Source organism: Shewanella frigidimarina NCIMB 400, from assembly GCF_000014705.1.
Lineage (GTDB): Bacteria > Pseudomonadota > Gammaproteobacteria > Enterobacterales > Shewanellaceae > Shewanella > Shewanella frigidimarina.
On the sequence record NC_008345.1, the window covers coordinates 791161 to 811902 of the forward strand.

The 20742-nt window shown below is 43.9% G+C and carries 11 protein-coding genes, 1 tRNA gene and 3 rRNA genes; 7 read left to right on the forward strand and 8 right to left on the reverse strand.

Translation table 11 applies throughout. The features are described 5' to 3' along the window. Positions 1-132 precede the first annotated feature (132 nt). Positions 133-1159 (reverse strand): IS630-like element ISShfr2 family transposase gene (locus tag SFRI_RS21170; RefSeq protein ID WP_086019737.1). Its coding sequence is split into 2 segments (ribosomal slippage): positions 133-702 and positions 704-1159, totalling 1026 coding nucleotides; the frame shifts between segments, so codons are not numbered across the junction. Between the two features lie 953 nt (positions 1160-2112). Here SFRI_RS21170 and SFRI_RS03470 point away from each other — a divergent pair. The 3 genes from SFRI_RS03470 (at position 2113) to rrf (ending at position 7219) form a co-directional block, all read left to right on the forward strand. After that, a 16S ribosomal RNA gene (locus SFRI_RS03470) occupies positions 2113-3655 on the forward strand. Between the two features lie 392 nt (positions 3656-4047). After that, positions 4048-6952: ribosomal RNA gene (locus SFRI_RS03475) — 23S ribosomal RNA — on the forward strand. 151 nt (positions 6953-7103) lie between these two features. Further along, positions 7104-7219 (forward strand): 5S ribosomal RNA (rrf, locus tag SFRI_RS03480). The 16S, 23S and 5S rRNA genes sit together here, the layout of an rRNA operon. A gap of 210 nt (positions 7220-7429) precedes the next feature. On the opposite strand, the gene SFRI_RS21175 is transcribed toward rrf, so the two are convergent. Beyond that, a protein-coding gene (locus SFRI_RS21175; RefSeq protein ID WP_086019738.1) for an IS630-like element ISShfr2 family transposase occupies positions 7430-8456 on the reverse strand; the annotation gives its coding sequence in 2 pieces (ribosomal slippage) (positions 7430-7999 and positions 8001-8456; 1026 coding nt in all). A gap of 637 nt (positions 8457-9093) precedes the next feature. Between SFRI_RS21175 and SFRI_RS03495 the strand changes: the two genes are divergently transcribed. Further along, positions 9094-9170, forward strand: a tRNA-Trp gene (locus SFRI_RS03495). 699 nt (positions 9171-9869) lie between these two features. Here SFRI_RS03495 and SFRI_RS03500 read toward each other — a convergent pair. The 6 genes from SFRI_RS03500 to aspA all read right to left on the reverse strand — a co-directional run bounded on the left by SFRI_RS03500 (position 9870) and on the right by aspA (position 17817). After that, complete coding sequence (locus SFRI_RS03500; protein ID WP_011636161.1) at positions 9870-10922, reverse strand: porin; 1053 nt, start codon at positions 10920-10922, stop codon at positions 9870-9872. Positions 10923-11162: 240 nt separating this feature from the next. Beyond that, the gene (locus SFRI_RS03505; protein WP_011636162.1) at positions 11163-11888 is read right to left on the reverse strand and encodes a fumarate reductase iron-sulfur subunit; all 726 of its coding nucleotides are present in this window, start codon (positions 11886-11888) and stop codon (positions 11163-11165) included. Continuing rightward, positions 11885-13894, reverse strand: a complete 2010-nt coding sequence (locus SFRI_RS03510) for a fumarate reductase flavoprotein subunit (RefSeq protein ID WP_011636163.1) — start codon at positions 13892-13894, stop codon at positions 11885-11887. Before SFRI_RS03510 ends, SFRI_RS03505 begins: the two co-directional genes overlap by 4 nt. A gap of 203 nt (positions 13895-14097) precedes the next feature. Continuing rightward, complete coding sequence (locus tag SFRI_RS03515) at positions 14098-14823, reverse strand: fumarate reductase cytochrome b subunit (protein WP_011636164.1); 726 nt, start codon at positions 14821-14823, stop codon at positions 14098-14100. Between the two features lie 137 nt (positions 14824-14960). Continuing rightward, on the reverse strand, positions 14961-16262 hold the full coding sequence (locus tag SFRI_RS03520) for an anaerobic C4-dicarboxylate transporter (protein WP_041412770.1): 1302 nt from the start codon (positions 16260-16262) through the stop codon (positions 14961-14963). 112 nt (positions 16263-16374) lie between these two features. Next, positions 16375-17817: an aspartate ammonia-lyase gene (gene aspA, locus SFRI_RS03525; protein ID WP_011636166.1), complete on the reverse strand. Its 1443-nt coding sequence runs from the start codon at positions 17815-17817 to the stop codon at positions 16375-16377. Between the two features lie 506 nt (positions 17818-18323). On the opposite strand from aspA, the gene SFRI_RS03530 reads away from it, so the two are divergent. The 3 genes from SFRI_RS03530 (at position 18324) to SFRI_RS21180 (ending at position 20645) form a co-directional block, all read left to right on the forward strand. Continuing rightward, the gene (locus tag SFRI_RS03530; protein WP_011636167.1) at positions 18324-19274 is read left to right on the forward strand and encodes a type II asparaginase; all 951 of its coding nucleotides are present in this window, start codon (positions 18324-18326) and stop codon (positions 19272-19274) included. A 44-nt stretch (positions 19275-19318) separates the two neighbouring features. Continuing rightward, a protein-coding gene (locus SFRI_RS03540) for an IS3-like element ISShfr6 family transposase (protein WP_086019740.1) occupies positions 19319-20496 on the forward strand; the annotation gives its coding sequence in 2 pieces (ribosomal slippage) (positions 19319-19577 and positions 19577-20496; 1179 coding nt in all). Next, positions 20493-20645 carry a hypothetical protein gene (locus tag SFRI_RS21180; protein ID WP_244262855.1) on the forward strand — a complete coding sequence of 51 codons (153 nt, stop codon included), beginning with the start codon at positions 20493-20495 and terminating at the stop codon, positions 20643-20645. The genes SFRI_RS03540 and SFRI_RS21180 overlap by 4 nt, the downstream gene beginning before the upstream one ends. Positions 20646-20742: the final 97 nt, after the last annotated feature.

The following is a 20742-nucleotide window of genomic DNA, read 5'->3' on the forward strand; positions in this document are numbered from 1 at the left end:
CCACATATAAATTTATTACCACAGCTAAATAGGTCCATTTTGTTCTAGGCCTAATATACGTTATAAAATCAGACCTGATTTATAGCGCCAACATTACGCTCTTGCTGTAACAAGTTATACCATTTACATTAATTAATTGGTCAATTTTGTCCAACGTCTAGAACATAGTTGAATCACCCTTTCCGGCTCTGCAATAAATCGATTCCATGCAATGGAACACTGCTCAACAATATCGTCATATCCACTAAAGCAACGATTTGCGAGTTCATTCTGACGAAGCCATTGCCACACTTGTTCTATAGGGTTGAGTTCTGGCGAATAGGGCGGAAGCTTAAGGATACTAAGGTTATCAAAGTCCTCAGTCAGATCTTGTTGATGCCAACCTGCACCATCCATGATGACCAAAGCATGGCGACCCGATTCGGTAGCCTCTGAAATTAATTTTAAATGCTCCCACATATATTCACTGTTGGCATGCGGGGCAATAATAGCCTCTGTCGTGCCCGTTGCAGGACACACCGCACCATATAAATATGCTGATTCGAACTGTTGTTGCCTTACCGCTCGTGGTCGGGTTCCTTTCGTTGCCCAAATGCGGGTCGTGGTATTTTGCTGACCAAATCTGGCTTCATCTTGAAACCAAACATCAATGCGATCTAACGCCACATGACCAGGGGTGTTAAGGATCGTTGACAGCTGGAAGTTTTTTAAAAGCGTCCTGAATATCTTGAGATTGTTTTGGGTGTCGAGAACGGGTCGTTATCCATGACAATCCTAATTGATGCAGTAATCTGTAGATATTTGCCTGTTTAAAGGTCACCCCAAATTCAGACTGAATAAAAAGACTGACATCTCTTGCCATCAATCTTCCGCCACTCTCAGACAAGCTTTGACGTTGTACAAATTCTTTCAGATTTACCAGTTGTTTCGCCGATAGTTGAGCGGGTCTACCTGGATTATGTTTATCATCTAGGCCGCTAATGCCATGAGTTAAATAATGAGTAACCCAAGTATTTACACTGGTTCTACTGACCTTCAGCATGTTGGCTATAGCAGTACGAGAATGACCTTCGGTAAAATGAAGTAAGGCGAGATAACGCATACGTTTACGTGCGCGTTTCTCAGATTTAACTAATGCTGCAAGATTGAGATTATTCATCGATACTGAAGTAAGGAAATGACGAGCAATTAGATCACATATTTAATGTAAATGGTATTAGGCGTAATTGTAGGTTCATCATTGGCTATCTTGTAGTGATGGTTTCTCTACTGATTAGTTGGTTACCTCTTAATGATTGAATTCCCTATGTAAGTAACAATAAATGCGAATATTCTCATTCGATAATACTGCCTAACCTTCACCCATCAATATCGGCATATGCGGTTATTAGATCCTAAGGCGTCTCAGGCCGATAATTGATTACACAAAATTGTGTCAGTACGAATTATTTTTACCTTGATTATATTACTGGCTAAACATGATTTATCTAACTTTGGGCAGCATAGTGAACAAATGCAAAGCCCATAATCAAAAGCGTTAATATGCTTGCCTATCTGACCATGGGTAAAATATGAATCTAATGATTCATATTTGTGGGTAAGTCTGTGGGTAAGGTGTGCTTAATGTGGTGTTAAGTTAAGTATAAAAATTAATTGATAAATTAGTTAAAAAAGGCCTTGCGCAAAAACGTGTGGTGCCTATAATGCGCATCCACTGACACGGCAGACAGCGCAAGCGGTTACCGAGTCAGGTTGAATTAAGTGCTTAAAAACACTGAGTTCAAGGCGAAAAGAAAGTTTGAAAAAACACTTGACGCCAACACGGGAAAGCGTAGAATACGCACCCCAAGCCAACGACCTAGCGTCTTATGGTGATGTCTGAAAAATTGATATCAACGTTCTTTAACAATCTAAACAAGAAATCTGTGTGGACATTCACAGGTATTGAGTTATTCGAAATTGTCTTCTGTTCTTCGGAATGTTGGCAATCAAAAAATTTAAACTCAATGCAACGATGAATGTTCATAGTAATATGTACAAAGACTTTGTCAGCTTCGGTTGATAAAGCAATCAGAATTCATTGAGCCGAAACCTTCGGGTTTCAAAAAACTTTAATTGAAGAGTTTGATCATGGCTCAGATTGAACGCTGGCGGCAGGCCTAACACATGCAAGTCGAGCGGTAACACAAGGGAGCTTGCTCCTGAGGTGACGAGCGGCGGACGGGTGAGTAATGCCTAGGGATCTGCCCAGTCGAGGGGGATAACAGTTGGAAACGACTGCTAATACCGCATACGCCCTACGGGGGAAAGGAGGGGACCTTCGGGCCTTCCGCGATTGGATGAACCTAGGTGGGATTAGCTAGTTGGTGAGGTAATGGCTCACCAAGGCGACGATCCCTAGCTGTTCTGAGAGGATGATCAGCCACACTGGGACTGAGACACGGCCCAGACTCCTACGGGAGGCAGCAGTGGGGAATATTGCACAATGGGGGAAACCCTGATGCAGCCATGCCGCGTGTGTGAAGAAGGCCTTCGGGTTGTAAAGCACTTTCAGTAGGGAGGAAAGGTAATAGTTTAATAAACTATTACTGTGACGTTACCTACAGAAGAAGGACCGGCTAACTCCGTGCCAGCAGCCGCGGTAATACGGAGGGTCCGAGCGTTAATCGGAATTACTGGGCGTAAAGCGTGCGCAGGCGGTTTGTTAAGCCAGATGTGAAATCCCCGGGCTCAACCTGGGAATTGCATTTGGAACTGGCGAACTAGAGTCTTGTAGAGGGGGGTAGAATTCCAGGTGTAGCGGTGAAATGCGTAGATATCTGGAGGAATACCGGTGGCGAAGGCGGCCCCCTGGACAAAGACTGACGCTCATGCACGAAAGCGTGGGGAGCAAACAGGATTAGATACCCTGGTAGTCCACGCCGTAAACGATGTCTACTCGGAGTTTGGTGACTTAGTCACTGGGCTCCCAAGCTAACGCATTAAGTAGACCGCCTGGGGAGTACGGCCGCAAGGTTAAAACTCAAATGAATTGACGGGGGCCCGCACAAGCGGTGGAGCATGTGGTTTAATTCGATGCAACGCGAAGAACCTTACCTACTCTTGACATCCACAGAAGAGACCAGAGATGGACTTGTGCCTTCGGGAACTGTGAGACAGGTGCTGCATGGCTGTCGTCAGCTCGTGTTGTGAAATGTTGGGTTAAGTCCCGCAACGAGCGCAACCCCTATCCTTATTTGCCAGCACGTAATGGTGGGAACTCTAGGGAGACTGCCGGTGATAAACCGGAGGAAGGTGGGGACGACGTCAAGTCATCATGGCCCTTACGAGTAGGGCTACACACGTGCTACAATGGCGTATACAGAGGGTTGCAAAGCCGCGAGGTGGAGCTAATCTCACAAAGTACGTCGTAGTCCGGATCGGAGTCTGCAACTCGACTCCGTGAAGTCGGAATCGCTAGTAATCGTGGATCAGAATGCCACGGTGAATACGTTCCCGGGCCTTGTACACACCGCCCGTCACACCATGGGAGTGGGCTGCAAAAGAAGTGGGTAGTTTAACCTTCGGGAGAACGCTCACCACTTTGTGGTTCATGACTGGGGTGAAGTCGTAACAAGGTAGCCCTAGGGGAACCTGGGGCTGGATCACCTCCTTACCTATACGACTAACTCAATACCTAAAGTGCAGAGATGCATGTGAGTGTTCACACAGATTACTTGTTAACTTCTTCGGAAGTAGAGTGAAACACACCGTTTGCCGGTTAAGTGTTGTTCTTTAACAATTTGGAAAGCTGATAGTACTAACTAAAGGCGCATAAATGATGATTCGTTGTCGTTTGTGTGATCACGTTAGTGCGAAAAACGTTAATGCGAAAGCATTAACACTTGAGTTCTCAAAACACTGTTTAAGTGTCTTGAATATTCTAAAAAACTAAGGCGAGTCCACTTCCTACCCTGGAGGTGAGACAAGTAAAAACCAGCTGGTCATGATATGACCCAGAGCTCTTCTCTTGTTAATTCAAGGGTGTGAAACTCATTTGGGTTGTATGGTTAAGTGACCAAGCGTATACGGTGGATGCCTTGGCAGTCAGAGGCGATGAAGGACGTAATAACTTGCGAAAAGCGTTGGCGAGCTAGTAATAAGCATTTGAGCTAACGATATCCGAATGGGGAAACCCACATGCATAAGCATGTATCACAACATGAATACATAGTGTTGTGAGGCAAACCCGGGGAACTGAAACATCTAAGTACCCGGAGGAAAAGAAATCAACCGAGATTCCCCTAGTAGCGGCGAGCGAACGGGGATTAGCCCTTAAGTCTATGGGGTGTTAGTGGAATGTGTTGGAAAGCACAGCGGCACAGGGTGATAGCCCCGTACATGAAAACTAACCATAGATGAAAACGAGTAAGGCGGGACACGTGACATCCTGTTTGAATATGGGGGGACCATCCTCCAAGGCTAAATACTCCTGACTGACCGATAGTGAACCAGTACCGTGAGGGAAAGGCGAAAAGAACCCCTGTGAGGGGAGTGAAATAGAACCTGAAACCGTATACGTACAAGCAGTGGGAGCGGTTCTTGAGACCGTGACTGCGTACCTTTTGTATAATGGGTCAGCGACTTACATTTTGTAGCGAGGTTAAGCGAATAGCGGAGCCGTAGGGAAACCGAGTGTTAACTGCGCGTTTAGTTGCAAGGTGTAGACCCGAAACCGAGTGATCTAGCCATGGGCAGGTTGAAGGTTGAGTAACATCAACTGGAGGACCGAACCGACTTATGTTGAAAAATGAGCGGATGACTTGTGGCTGGGGGTGAAAGGCCAATCAAACTCGGAGATATCTGGTTCTCCTCGAAAGCTATTTAGGTAGCGCCTCGAGCGAATACCATTGGGGGTAGAGCACTGTTAAGGCTAGGGGGTCATCCCGACTTACCAACCCTTTGCAAACTCCGAATACCAATGAGTACTACTCGGGAGACAGACAGCGGGTGCTAACGTCCGTTGTCAAAAGGGAAACAACCCAGACCGTCAGCTAAGGTCCCAAAGTGTATGTTAAGTGGGAAACGATGTGGGAAGGCTTAGACAGCTAGGATGTTGGCTTAGAAGCAGCCATCATTTAAAGAAAGCGTAATAGCTCACTAGTCGAGTCGGCCTGCGCGGAAGATTTAACGGGGCTAAACATACCACCGAAGCTACGGGTGCATTTCATTAGAAGTGCGCGGTAGAGGAGCGTTCTGTAAGCGGTTGAAGGTGAAGGGGTAACCCACACTGGACGTATCAGAAGTGCGAATGCTGACATGAGTAACGATAAAGGGAGTGAAAAACTCCCTCGCCGGAAGACCAAGGGTTCCTGTCCAACGTTAATCGGGGCAGGGTGAGTCGACCCCTAAGGTGAGGCCGAAAGGCGTAATCGATGGGAAACAGATTAATATTTCTGTACTTCCGCTAACTGCGATGGAGAGACGGAGAAGGCTAGGCTAGCGCGGCGTTGGTAGTCCGCGTTTAAGGTGGTAGGTTGATTTCTTAGGCAAATCCGGGAAATCGTACTTTAATGTACAGGCTGAGAGCTGATGACGAGTCACTACGGTGATGAAGTAGTTGATGCCATGCTTCCAGGAAAATCTTCTAAGCTTCAGGTTAGCGGGAATCGTACCCCAAACCGACACAGGTGGTCGGGTAGAGAATACCAAGGCGCTTGAGAGAACTCGGCTGAAGGAACTAGGCAAAATGGTACCGTAACTTCGGGAGAAGGTACGCTGCTGTTGGTGATGGGACTTGCTCCCTAAGCTGACGGCAGTCGCAGATACCAGGTGGCTGCAACTGTTTATCAAAAACACAGCACTGTGCAAAATCGCAAGATGACGTATACGGTGTGACGCCTGCCCGGTGCCGGAAGGTTAATTGATTGGGTTATCTTCGGAGAAGCTCATGATCGAAGCCCCGGTAAACGGCGGCCGTAACTATAACGGTCCTAAGGTAGCGAAATTCCTTGTCGGGTAAGTTCCGACCTGCACGAATGGCGTAATGATGGCCACGCTGTCTCCAGCCGAGACTCAGTGAAGTTGAAATTGCGGTGAAGATGCCGTATACCCGCGGCTAGACGGAAAGACCCCGTGAACCTTTACTATAGCTTGGCACTGAACATTGAACCTACATGTGTAGGATAGGTGGGAGACTTTGAAGCTTGGACGCTAGTCTGAGTGGAGTCAATCTTGAAATACCACCCTTGTAGTTTTGATGTTCTAACTCTGGCCCCTTATCGGGGTTGAGGACAGTGCCTGGTGGGTAGTTTGACTGGGGCGGTCTCCTCCCAAAGAGTAACGGAGGAGCACGAAGGTTGGCTAAGTACGGTCGGACATCGTACGGTTAGTGCAATGGCATAAGCCAGCTTAACTGCGAGACATACACGTCGAGCAGGTACGAAAGTAGGTCATAGTGATCCGGTGGTTCTGAATGGAAGGGCCATCGCTCAACGGATAAAAGGTACTCCGGGGATAACAGGCTGATACCGCCCAAGAGTTCATATCGACGGCGGTGTTTGGCACCTCGATGTCGGCTCATCACATCCTGGGGCTGAAGTCGGTCCCAAGGGTATGGCTGTTCGCCATTTAAAGTGGTACGCGAGCTGGGTTCAGAACGTCGTGAGACAGTTCGGTCCCTATCTGCCGTGGGCGTTGGATGATTGAAGGGAGCTGCTCCTAGTACGAGAGGACCGGAGTGGACGAACCGCTGGTGTTCGGGTTGTCATGCCAATGGCATTGCCCGGTAGCTACGTTCGGAATCGATAACCGCTGAAAGCATCTAAGCGGGAAGCGAGCCCTAAGATGAGTCATCCCTAGAGCTTTAAGCTCTCTAAAGGGCCGTAGGAGACTACTACGTTGATAGGCAAGGTGTGTAAGCGTTGTGAGGCGTTGAGCTAACTTGTACTAATGACCCGTGAGGCTTAACCATACAACCCAGATGGGTTTTACTGACCTTAGTGTTAGAATGAGGCGCTTAAACAGTGCGAACTCAAGACTCTTGATAAGAGTAAAAGCAATCAGCTTTCCGAATTATTATTTAATGCCTAATGAAGAATTAGTGCGTTAGATAAACAAATTTGTCTGGAAACCATAGAGCTGTGGCACCACCTGATCCCATTCCGAACTCAGAAGTGAAACACAGTATCGCCGATGGTAGTGTGGGGTCTCCCCATGCGAGAGTAGGTCATTTCCAGGCGCCTAATTGACTTGAAAGAGTCGTGAAACAGCCCGCTATCATGTAGCGGGCTTTTTTACGTCTGTCATTTGAGGGGCTGATTGTTGATTGCATCACATTGTTGTGTAGATGGCATCAAACAGGCTATCGCTGACAACATCAAACGATAGGATAGTCGTGGCTCAGCAGGTGCGAGAGCGATAGTTGGCCAGCTTATACCATTTACATTAATTAATTGGTCAATTTTGTCCAACGTCTAGAACATAGTTGAATCACCCTTTCCGGCTCTGCAATAAATCGATTCCATGCAATGGAACACTGCTCAACAATATCGTCATATCCACTAAAGCAACGATTTGCGAGTTCATTCTGACGAAGCCATTGCCACACTTGTTCTATAGGGTTGAGTTCTGGCGAATAGGGCGGAAGCTTAAGGATACTAAGGTTATCAAAGTCCTCAGTCAGATCTTGTTGATGCCAACCTGCACTATCCATGATGACCAAAGCATGGCGACCCGATTCGGTAGCCTCTGAAATTAATGTTAAATGCTCCCACATATATTCACTGTTGGCATGCGGGGCAATAATAGCCTCTGTCGTGCCCGTTGCAGGACACACCGCACCATATAAATATGCTGATTCGAACTGTTGTTGCCTTACCGCTCGTGGTCGGGTTCCTTTCGTTGCCCAAATGCGGGTCGTGGTATTTTGCTGACCAAATCTAGCTTCATCTTGAAACCAAACATCAATGCGATCTAACGCCACATGACCAGGGGTGTTAAGGATCGTTGACAGCTGGAAGTTTTTTAAAAGCGTCCTGAATATCTTGAGATTGTTTTGGGTGTCGAGAACGGGTCGTTATCCATGACAATCCTAATTGATGCAGTAATCTGTAGATATTTGCCTGTTTAAAGGTCACCCCAAATTCAGACTGAATAAAAAGACTGACATCTCTTGCCATCAATCTTCCGCCACTCTCAGACAAGCTTTGACGTTGTACAAATTCTTTCAGATTTACCAGTTGTTTCGCCGATAGTTGAGCGGGTCTACCTGGATTATGTTTATCATCTAGGCCGCTAATGCCATGAGTTAAATAATGAGTAACCCAAGTATTTACACTGGTTCTACTGACCTTCAGCATGTTGGCTATAGCAGTACGAGAATGACCTTCGGTAAAATGAAGTAAGGCGAGATAACGCATACGTTTACGTGCGCGTTTCTCAGATTTAACTAATGCTGCAAGATTGAGATTATTCATCGATACTGAAGTAAGGAAATGACGAGCAATTAGATCACATATTTAATGTAAATGGTATTAATGCAAGAAAACATCAAACGATAGCGTTAATTGAATCGTTATCGAGAGAGAAAACATCGTCAAACAGCTTTGTCATTTGTTTGGAATATCGTGTGGTAGCTAACATTATCATCTCAAACATCGTGGATTAGTAAAGCCTGAGTGTGAGAAGTTACGCCAGCAAGCAATTGCAATCCACCGTGATAGTCGTGGCTTAGCAGGAGCTAGAAAAGTAGCTGGCTAGCTTAATCAGTTTGGTGAAAATGTTGGCCGTTATATGGTTGCGAGATTAATGAGTTATGCAGGACTCATCAGTAGTCAATCCAGAAAGCATAGTTACAAGATAGCGAATGATGAGTCTACAATCGCGTCTAACTTGTTAAAGCGGCTGTTTAACGTTGACGCTATAAACCGGTTTGGTTTGGCGTGTGGATGTGACGTGCGTTTGATCTGGAGCCAAATGGCTCTACTTAGCGGTATGATCTACACATAAATTGGCTAGATTGGCTAACTTGCCTGAAAAAACTGCAATTGAGCACTTTATTATAAAAAGTACTTTACCTTTGGTGGTGGTTTTAGCATAATGCCCCTCGTCAACAGGGGTGTAGTTCCAATTGGTAGAACAGCGGTCTCCAAAACCGATGGTTGCGAGTTCGAGTCTTGCCACCCCTGCCAAATAAAACAACGGCTTGCATAGAAATATGCGAGCCGTTTTTAATTGTGTAAAATATAGCTTAGAAAAAGAAAGTTTAACATCTGCATTGCTGTTATTACCCCTTTGTGCCTTTGTAATTTATATTCTTAGACATATGAGTATAAATTTTTGTTTCTCTCTTTATATAGGCTTTCTTGTTCCTGTTTCACTTTCATTGTAGCTAAGATCAACCTGGCGTTTCTGAGTTAACCTGCTGTTTTTTCATTGGTGATGGAAATGCTTGTCGCTCTTATGTGCATTTTTATTTAGTTGACTACTCATTTCATCCTCATTATGCCTTTATTTGTTTCTTATCCATTTCCCTTGGAAAACGATTAGTCAGTAGAACTCTGCAAAGCCTAGGTTTGTATTTTCTTAGTTTTTTTTCGACAATTTCTTGAACTACTGTCAGTAGTATTTTCGATTTATGCACTGAATATTCTGATGTTTTATGGATAATTGACTACGGAGAATTAACATTATGCGTTAATCCTCCGTAACGTGTTCTTAACGGAATATCAGGGGGGTTAGATTTATACTGTTAGTGTATTTAAAAGTAGTAGTTAACCATGTTAACCATGGCTAGTTTGCTCATGCTTACAGTATCTAATGGCACTCTAATAAATATAAGCTTCTTAGGGCGCCATTACTTTTACTGAATCATGAAGTTGATTTACGGCTTAAAACTTATAATCGAAGTTATAACGCATACCGACCATAATTTGATCATCAGTCTCTTGGTATTCAAAATCTTTTTTCTGATATTCGATGAAGGTACTGAATTTCGATGTTTTATGCCATTCAAAGGTTGTGTTATAGGCATTATACTTACCTGAGGTGATATTGTTGCCACCATCATCATATTTGGATATCCCCAGTTTAATTTTATAGGTTTCATTGATGAAGTAGCTTGCGACTATATCAAGAGTTGAACCATCGGCGATGTCTTTGTCTATGTTTTGATAAGCAGCTGCTAGGTACAGTGACTCAAAGTTTTTAGCTAAGGTGACACCTACGGTATTTTCATCTGTACCGTCTTCCAATTCTTTAGTGTAAAACGCTGCGGCTATGTAGATTAGGTCGGTTTTGTAACGTAAACCGGTGTTAAAAAAATCACTCCCATCACTTCCTTTGTTACCATCGAATTGCGCATCAGCAGAAAACAAAATATCGCCGAATTGCTTTCTATAGGTCACTAGATTGTTAAGTCTAAATGGACTTGCACTGTCATAGGCTATTGGGGTTCCTGAACGATTGAAGATATCGACGGGATCGTAAATAATTTCTTGTGTTACTGCTTGCTTACCAATAGCAAACCGACCTAAAAAACCTTCGATTCCAACATAGGCTTTTCGTGCATCGCCAAAGTCACCATCATTTCTTATATCAACTTTAAACTCGCCTTTAGCAAAGGCCATTAGGCCATCTCCTAATTGGTATTCCGTCGCAAAACCAATCCGTGAGTTAGCATCTCCAACATCCCACACATCATCTGAATTGGTATGGGTAAGACCGAATGTCGGACGTAAAGAACCATAAAAATTAAACTGGGTATCTGAGAGCAAAGATGACTCTCTGTCTTGGGTTTCAAGCGTGGCGAGCCTTTGCTGAATTTGTTGTAGTTCAGCTCGTAACTCCTCATTAGTATCGGTGTTGCTATTAGCTTGAGTTGTGAATATGGGAGCCGCAAAGCTCAGCATAATAATTGCAGATTTTAGTTGGGACGGTTTCATTTATGTTTCCTTACATAACAACTACTAGTGTTCTGCTACTGGTTTGGTTACCGATTAAACAGTACTGCTAGTAGTAAGGATGTGCACTTATGACAGTGCGTGAGCAGGTGCCTAGCGACAATGCAAAAGCTCCCACATATTTACTGCAAACAGGAACGCCTGTTTGCAAAGTTTTAATGCTGTATTGCCCTCATCAATCTCGCCAAAGCAGCGAGCTTTTTGATTAAAGGACTTTTTTGACTAGAGAATTGTCGAGGCCATTTTTCGGCGTAAATAAGCAATTTGCTGCATGTGGGGCAAGTCTTTAGGGCAGTTATCTTGGCAACCTAACAGCGTCATGCAGCCAAAGACTCCATCTTGATTGCCGATAACATGGTAGAAGTCGTCTGCGCTGCGGTTGTCTCTACTATCCATTTCGAAACGGGCAATTTTCATCATGCCTACAGCGCCCACAAAGGTGTCTCGCATTTGTTTGGTGGCACATGCAGAGACGCAGACACCACATTCGACACAGCGTTCCAATTCATATATCCGCGCGGCTTCTTCTGGTGCCATTGGATTTTCTAGGCGATGCATGTCTTGATCGTCCGGTTTAGGATGTAACCAGAGCTTTAATCGCTCGGCTAATTCACGCATAAATTTCCCGGTGTTTACCGACAAGTCACCAATCAGTTCAAAGCCAGGTAGAGGCATTAAGGTGATTTCACCATCAGGGTAATTTGCCGTTAAGGTACGACAGGCAAGCGTTGGGAAGCCATTAATCACCATGGCGCAACTGCCACAAATACCTGCTCGGCACACAAAGTCGAACTGTAACGAAGTATCTTGTTGTTCACGGAGTTGATTTAATGCGATAAACACTGTCATACCATCTGTTTCGGTTAATTCGTAACGTTCCATTTTTGGCTTATCTTGGCTATCTTGTGGATCGTAGCGGAAGATATTAAAGGTGATTTTTCGGCTCATAATGATTTATTTCCTACCGGTTGAGATGGTATGACTGCTAATGTATCGCTAAGACGTTCATTAGCTGGTTGTAGATGGCTAGGTAGCGTATATGGCATCAATGCTTGCTGAAGTGCATGCCTATCTGGGGCGTCGCCAAGTTCTGCCGTTATTTTGTTTATTTCTTGAGTTCGTTTTTCTGTATCGGGATGGGCTATGTTGTTATCGTTGCCGTAACCGCGGTATCCAGGAGGTAACTCCATTTTCATTACATCGAGCTTCTCATAATGTAAAACGGGTTCTAATGACTCGTCATTTGGCCAGGTAGCCAATGTACGGTTTAGCCAATCTTTATCATTGCGTTGTGGATAATCTTCTCTCGAGTGGGCTCCACGGCTTTCGGTGCGTGCAGCAGCCCCACAAGCAACAGTTAAGGCTACTTTCAACATTCTGGTGACGCGCAGAGCTTCGACTAATTCAGGATTTGAATGACGTTTTTTACACTTAAGTCCTAGATTTTTTGCGCGTAGAAGTAATGCTTTAAGCTCGGCTATAGCCTTGTCTAGTTCAGGGCCATTTCGAAAGATGCCGACGTAATTCATCATGATACGTTGCATTTCTTTTTTTATTTCGAAGGGGTTCTCTGTACCTTTACCATCGACTAAGTTATCGATTTCATTTTGTAACTTATCGAGAAATTTTTGGGTAAGGGCAGTATCTATTTCTAAGGCATTTTGTTCACAAAAATCGGCTACATACTTACCGATGATCATGCCGCCTACTACGGTTTCTGCCACAGAATTACCACCTAAACGATTAAAACCATGCATATCCCAGCATGCAGCTTCTCCAACACTAAATAGTCCTTTAAGTTGTGGGCTTTCACCGGTGGCATTAGTACGAACGCCGCCCATAGAATAATGCTGGGTAGGTCTTACAGGGATCCACTCTTTGCAGGGATCGATTCCAAGAAAATATTCACAAATTTCTTTCACTTCGCGCAGATTGGTTTCAATATGCTCACGACCTAAAATGGTTATATCTAACCAGAGATGTGGCCCGTAAGGACTGTCATCTCCTTTACCTTTGCGAATATGTTCGGTCATGCGGCGAGATACCACATCACGGGAAGCGAGTTCCTTTTTCTCTGGCTCGTAGTCTGGCATAAAGCGATGACCGTCTTTATCGCGTAGTATGCCGCCGTCACCGCGACAACCTTCAGTGGTGAGAATTCCTGCTGGGACGATGGCTGTCGGATGAAACTGTACCGCTTCCATATTGCCTAATGTCGCGACGCCAGTTTCGAGTGCTAACGCTTGGCCTATACCTTCGCAGATAGTGGCATTAGTCGATATTTCATAAATTTTGCCGTAACCTCCAGTCGCAATCGTAGTTGATTTAGCCACATAGGCGCGCAGCTCTCCGGTCACTAAACAACGTGCAATTACTCCGTGGCAACGCTTACCATCATGGATCAGTGATAAGGCTTCAATCCTTTCGTGTACCGGAATACCCATCGATATTGCTTGGTTATCTACCGCATACAATAATGAGTGGCCAGTACCATCGGCGGTATAGCATGTTCGCCATTTTTTGGTGCCGCCAAAATCTCGAGCATTGATGAGGCCATGAGCTTCTTCTGCTTCATGTAACGTCACCTTTTTTGCATTCATTATTACATCGCGTGGACCAGCAGAAATTCTAGACCAAGGCACACCCCAGTTTGTCAGTTCACGTATGGCTTTGGGGGCGCAATGGGCAAACATACGTGCCACATCTTGGTCACAACCCCAGTCAGACCCTTTTACCGTATCCTGAAAATGTATGTCTTCGTTGTCACCCATACCTTTAACTGTGTTGCCAAGGCTTGCTTGCATACCGCCTTGAGCAGCCGCGGAATGTGAACGTTTTGCCGGAATAAGCGATAATACCAGTGTGTCTAGGCCGCGTTCTTTGGTGGCAATGGCTACTCTAAGGCCTGCTAGCCCGGCACCAATGATTAATGAGTCTGTATAAATAAGTTTCAAAATCAGCTCCTTATCTAATGATCTAGATAATATGTATGAATTTCAATTACGCCTCTGCGATAGATGTAATGCACCTATTCGTCAGAGAAGGATCTGTGTGTTGAGGCTTAGCCTTGCTATTCAGGGTGGAAGCTCATTTAGTTATTGACTCTGGCTGTTTGTTGCCAGGCAATCACACTTAGCGTCCCCCCTTAGCATGCCTATTACTTCGGAATAAACGGCTGAACGGGTAGTGTCAGTTCACTGCCAATAGAGATGTAGGTAATGAGGCTTAATGAACCTAAACAAAGTAAATAGATCATTAACACCTGGGCAATTGTGCGTATAAGAGAACGATTATTGCTCACTCCCCATTTTAATATCACTCGGTATAAGCCAATTAAGCCATGTACTAATACAACCGGAAGGAATACCACATACAAGAGCCAGGCATGTCCGTTATAGACGCGGTCGGCTGAGAGGTGTGGACCAATTTTAGGATCTAAAATCATGGTTGCAAGATGTGCTGAGACTAAGAAAAATAAGATGAATCCAGTGATCATTTGCCAATACCAAGCGCGAGTGTCTTTGTGCTTTATGTTGGACATAAACCCACGAAGTGCACGCCACTGGCCAAGTTGTACCGGAAAGCGACGTAATGCTAGCGCCGCGTGAACGACGACGATAACTAAAATAAATACTGAAAAGATTTGTGTCACTAGTGGCCAACCGTGCCCAGTAGCGCTAAACATGCCACCTTCAAGTACTTGCACGAAGCGGTAGAAGGTTTCTTTGCCTAATAAAATGCTTGCCTCAAAATGCATATGCACTAATAAGAAAGCGCCCAGTAAAACACCCGTCAAACTTTGTAAACAGTCGGCTCTAGCTGACCAGGCTTGTCCAAATGGTCCACCGTTGATGGCGGTTGGAACGCGCGTTTTTTCTGACATTAATTCACCTCTTATAACTTTGTTATGATGTAAATGCGTAAGCATTACCCCAAAACAAAGTCTCTATATAAAGATTAAAGGAACGGGGTTAATCCATTTTCTGGATTAGCCCTTCGATTACTTTGTTTAACATTGAGCTATATAATCATGCCGCCAAATAAGAACGCTAACGCGACACTGGTAGCAATTGTCACTACACCAGGGATGAGGAATGGGTGGTTAAATACCGCCTTACCAATTCGAGTTGAGCCTGTGTCATCCATTTCGACAGCTGCCAGTAGCGTTGGATAAGTAGGTAGTACAAACAACGCACTCACAGCAGCAAAAGAGGCAACGGCAGTTAAAGGGCTCACACCAATGGCTAATGCCGCAGGCATCAGCGCTTTAGTTGTGGCCCCTTGTGAGTAGAGCAACATAGAAGCGAAGAATAGTGTTACCGACAATAACCATGGCTGGCTCTGCAGTAAGGTTCCTGCAAGGTCTTTGATTTCATCAATATGGTTTGCAACAAAAGTATCCCCTAACCACGCAACGCCTAGCACACAGACACAGGCAGACATACCTGACTTAAAAGTGGCAGCATTAGAAATTTCGCTAGCGTCTAATTTACAAAAAATCGTTATAGCCGCAGCAGCAGTTAGCATAATCACCATGATGGCTGAATCGCGAGGCAATACCGGATTAACAATTAATCCCACTTTGTCGGAAATCGCAGTGGCATAAATCATCACAGCCGCAATAGCCATTAAAAAAATCACCACTGAACGTTTAGCACCGTCTTTAATGTTTATTTGGGTAGCACCACGTTTTTTGATTAATCCTTTAGCCAAACGGTCTTGGTAAATCGGATCTTCTGCTAGCGGTTTACCCATTAAATTGGCTACTACGGCCCCGACCATACAAGCGAGAAAAGTGGAGGGGATACATACTGCTAATAGCACTAAATAGTCCACTCCAAGTGGCTCTAAGATGCCAGAGAAGAACACTACTGCCGCTGAAATAGGTGAGGCAGTAATGGCGACTTGAGATGCTACAACTGCGATAGATAGAGGTCGAGATGGACGTATACCTTGTTCTTTGGCTACTTCTGCAATAACAGGTAAAGTTGAGAATGCTGTGTGACCCGTTCCAGCAAAGAGTGTCATGAAATAAGTGACGACGGGTGCTAGAAAGGTAATTTGTTTTGGATGTTTACGTAGTAATTTCTCAGCCAGTGAGACGAGGTAGTCCATCCCTCCCGATACTTGCATGGCTGCAATGGCGGTGATCACCGACATAATGATTAGGATTACATCAATCGGGATAGTCCCTGGTGTTAGCCCAAGTCCAGCTGTCAGTATCAGCACTCCGACACCGCCAGCAAAGCCGATCCCCATGCTCCCCATTCTTGCACCTAGGTAAATCGCCCCAAGTACGATAATTATCTCTAATATAATCATGGTATTAACTCTTTGTTATTTTGATTGTCATATTCTGCTTAAGGTTAATTATGCAGAAGCTTATTGTTTAATAATCGAGTTTGGGTTGGAGAGAATCTCCAACCCAACAGAGTTACACTTTGGTTTTGCTAGTATTTCGTTTAGCCTGATACTTAGGATGCATTAGGTTTTCGACAGAGAGGATTTCATCGAGTTCTTCAACTGTTAATAAGCCTCGTTCTAGCACCACTTCACGGACATTTTTACCCGTTTGGGCACAAATTTTTCCGATAATGTCGCCTTCATGGTGACCGATGAACGGATTAAGATAGGTCACGATGCCAATGGAATTTAATACATGATTCATACAGACATCAGGATTGGCTGTGATCCCTTCAACACACTTCTCACGCAGTGCGATACAGGCATTCCCCATAAGACTTAGCGACTCAAACATCGCCTGGCCAATGACAGGTTCCATTACGTTAAGTTGTAACTGGCCGGCTTCTGCGGCCATAGTGATCGTAATATCGTTACCGACAATTTTAAAAGCCACTTGGTTAACCACCTCTGGGATCACAGGGTTGACCTTGGCAGGCATGATTGACGAACCGGCTTGTAACTGAGGCAAATTGATATCATTGAATCCTGTGCGTGGACCCGATGAAAGCAAGCGTAAATCGTTACAGATTTTGGACATTTTAATGGCCATACGCTTAATTGCACTGTGCAGCATAACGTAGGCGCCACAATCCGATGTCGCTTCAATTAAATCTTCTGCTGGCACATATTCACGTCCAGTAATTTCAGCCAAATGTTTAATGGCCAATGAGGAGTACCCTATTGGAGTGTTTAGACCAGTACCAATAGCCGTTGCGCCTAAATTCACCTCAAGTAATAATTCTTGGCAACGTTTAATTGATTTAATTTCTTCGCGCAGTGTTACAGCAAAAGCGTGAAACTCCTGGCCTAATGTCATAGGCACAGCGTCTTGTAACTGAGTGCGGCCCATTTTTAATACGGTCTTGAATTCTGTAGCTTTAGTGTCGAAGGCACTGATGAGGTCGGTTAATGCCTCCAATAAAGTATCTGTGCTGTTGACCAATGCAATTCTGAAACCTGTTGGATAAGCATCATTAGTGGATTGACACTTATTAACATGGTCATTAGGGTTGATGACATCATAGCGGCCTTTTTCTAGCCCCATGAGTTCCAATGCAACATTGGCTAATACTTCATTGGTGTTCATGTTGACCGAGGTACCAGCACCACCCTGATAAACATCTACTGGGAATTGGTCGACAAATTGACCTGTCGTGAGGATCAGATCGCAGGCTTCAATAATTTTATTCGCAATCTCGGGACTTACAGCCCCTAATTCGCTATTAGCCATGGCTGCCGCTTTTTTTGTTAGCATCATGCCTCGTACTAATTCAGGTGCGTCGGAAATTTTTTGATTACTTAATTTAAAGTTTTCCATTGCACGTAATGTGTGAATGCCATAATAAAATTTATTAGAAACTTCTTTAGTACCCAATAAATCTTCTTCGATACGTGTGCTATTAGTGTTTTTCATTTCTATCCTATTAAATCCTGTTAATAGTAAGATATATTTTCGACCTTGAGCTATGGTATGTGTATATAAGCTTAAATTGCATATCAAAAATAACTCTTCGAAAATATGAAGGGGAACTTTCCCCTTAACTATTGGGTGAGAGATTACCCCTTAAGGAGTATTTAAATATAGATGGAGATCACTTATTTGTATCTGGTTATAGATTTTGTTTAGTTGTTGGATAAATATCTCAACTGAATTGATTTGTGTGATCTATTACTGTTTGTTCTAAGTTGTATGTTGAATTGTTATTTTTTTGTCAACTTAAGATTTAAAGGTGGAAATGTTTTTTGGTAAAAGTATTGTGTTAATTAAAAGTGTCTTTATTTAAATTGTTTTATTATTCATTTTTTTGATTTAGATTATTATTTGGTCTTAGTTGTTAATTTTAGTGATAACTATCACGGTGAGAATTTAATAATAGTGCACACTTGTGAAGTGTTTATTATTAATAAAAGGAAGTTAGTATGAATTTTTCTATACGTAAGCTCTTGCTATCGGTTACCTTAGGGTTATTTCTATCCTCTGCGGTGCAAGCGCTTCCACAGGTTCGAATTATTGCCACCGGTGGGACCATTGCTGGAGTGGGCCAATCGGCTACTGAGTCAAATTATCAGTCTGGAGAGGTCGGGGTTAATAGCTTAATAGCAGCTGTGCCGGAGATAAAGTTGCTTGCCGAAATTCAAGGTGAACAACTCGTTAAAATTGGTTCGCAAGATATGAACGATAAAGTTTGGTTAGACTTAGCCAAACGGATTAATATTTTACTGGCTGATAAAAATGTCGATGGAATTGTGATTATCCATGGCACTGATACTTTAGAAGAAACTGCTTACTTTTTGAATCTAACAGTCAAGAGCGATAAGCCTGTAGTGCTGGTTGGTGCAATGCGTCCATCCACTGCTATGAGTGCCGATGGACCTATGAATCTGTATAATGCAGTCGCCATTGCCGCTAATCTAGAGTCTAAAGGCAGAGGTGTTTTAGTCGTGATGAACGATACAGTACTTAACGCCCGCGATGTAACGAAGACTAATACTACTGGAGTACACACCTTTGCCGCGCCTAATTTTGGCCCGCTTGGTATTATTCATAACAGTAAGGTTGAGTATATGGGCAGAACGGAACGTCAACATACGACTCAAACCCCTTTTGATATCAGCAAGCTCGATATTTTACCAAAGGTAGGTATTGTTTATAACTACGCTAATGCTAGTGATTTACCTGCTAAAGCTATGGTTGAAGCGGAGTTTGACGGCATTATTAGTGCGGGTGTAGGTAACGGCAACATTTATCACTCTGTATTCGATACACTCATTAAGGCGAGCAAAAAAGGCATATTGGTTGTCCGCTCTAGCCGTGTACCGACCGGTGCCACTACTCTAGATTGTAGTGGCATAGTTATTTTGGCCACCTAAATAGAGGTGATATTATTACCTCGTACATGACTTTAGGTGAACACATGAGATCGATAACCAGAAAAACATTTAGTGCTGAATTCAAACTTGAAGCAGCCCAATTAGTCCTCGATAAAAACCATAGCATCATCGAAGCAGCAAAGGCGATGAACGTGGGTAAATCAACCATGGATAAATGGGTGAGACAGTTAAAACTAGAACGCCAGGGTGGCACGCCAAAAGCCTCTCCCATTACCCCTGAACAAATTGAAATCCGTGAACTGAAGAAACAGGTAGCCCGTCTTGAGGAGCATAATCTTATTCTAAAAAAGGCTACCGCTCTCTTGATGTCAGACTCGATGAACAATTTACGCTGATCAGCGCACTCAAGCAGAGCCACTCTATTCTCACAATTTGTAATGCATTCAAAGTGCATCGAAGTAGCTATAAATATTGGCTAAAAAGAAAAGAACATATCGATGCTGACTTTACTATTTTATGCAGTGAAGTGAAGGCCGCGCATCGTATTAGTAATGGCTCTGCCGGTGCTAGAACGATAGCGCAATTAGTGACTAACAAAGGGATTAATCTCAGTCGTTATCGAGCCCGTAATCTAATGAGAAAGCTTGGATTATTAAGCTGTCAGCAGCCTAAGCATTCTTATAGGAAAGCTGCACAAGAGCATGTAGCGATCCCAAACACGCTTAATCGACAGTTTGCAGTAACTCAACCAGATCAAGTGTGGTGTGGCGATGTGACGTATGTTTGGGTCGGTAATCGTTGGGCATATTTAGCCGTTGTTTTAGACTTATTTTCCCGCAAACCTGTTGGGTGGGCTTTGTCATTATCGCCTGACAGCGAGCTGACCTCTAAAGCCTTGAAAATGGCATTTGAGTTAAGGGGGAAACCTGAGAATGTGATATATCACAGCGACCAAGGTTCACATTACACAAGCTTGAAATTCAGACAGTTATTATGGCGTCTTCAGATTGAGCAAAGCATGAGTCGTCGCGGGAATTGTTGGGATAACGCACCAATGGAGCGTTTCTTTAGAAGTTTGAAATCTGAATGGGTACCCGCAAGTGGCTATGGGAATTTTACAGAAGCAGACAAAGCGATCACAAATTACATCACTGGATATTACAGTGAAACTAGACCCCATCAATATAATGGTGGGTTAACTCCAAATGAGTCAGAACGTTTATATTGGAATGACTCTAAAACCGTGGCCAATATTACTTGACCACTACAGATGCTGAAATAGATGATGCCAAATACGGCTTTGTTGCTGCTGGTAATCTTAATCCACAAAAAGCCCGTATTTTGTTGATGTTATCGTTAACTCAAAGTAAAGACCCTCAACAAATCCAGCGCTGGTTCCAGCAGTTTTAGGCACTAGCTGAGGCACAAAACACTAGATTAAATCTACATTTTTATGAAGCCAGTAGTCACCACTACTGGCTTTTTTTATGTACTTTATTCTAGTTAT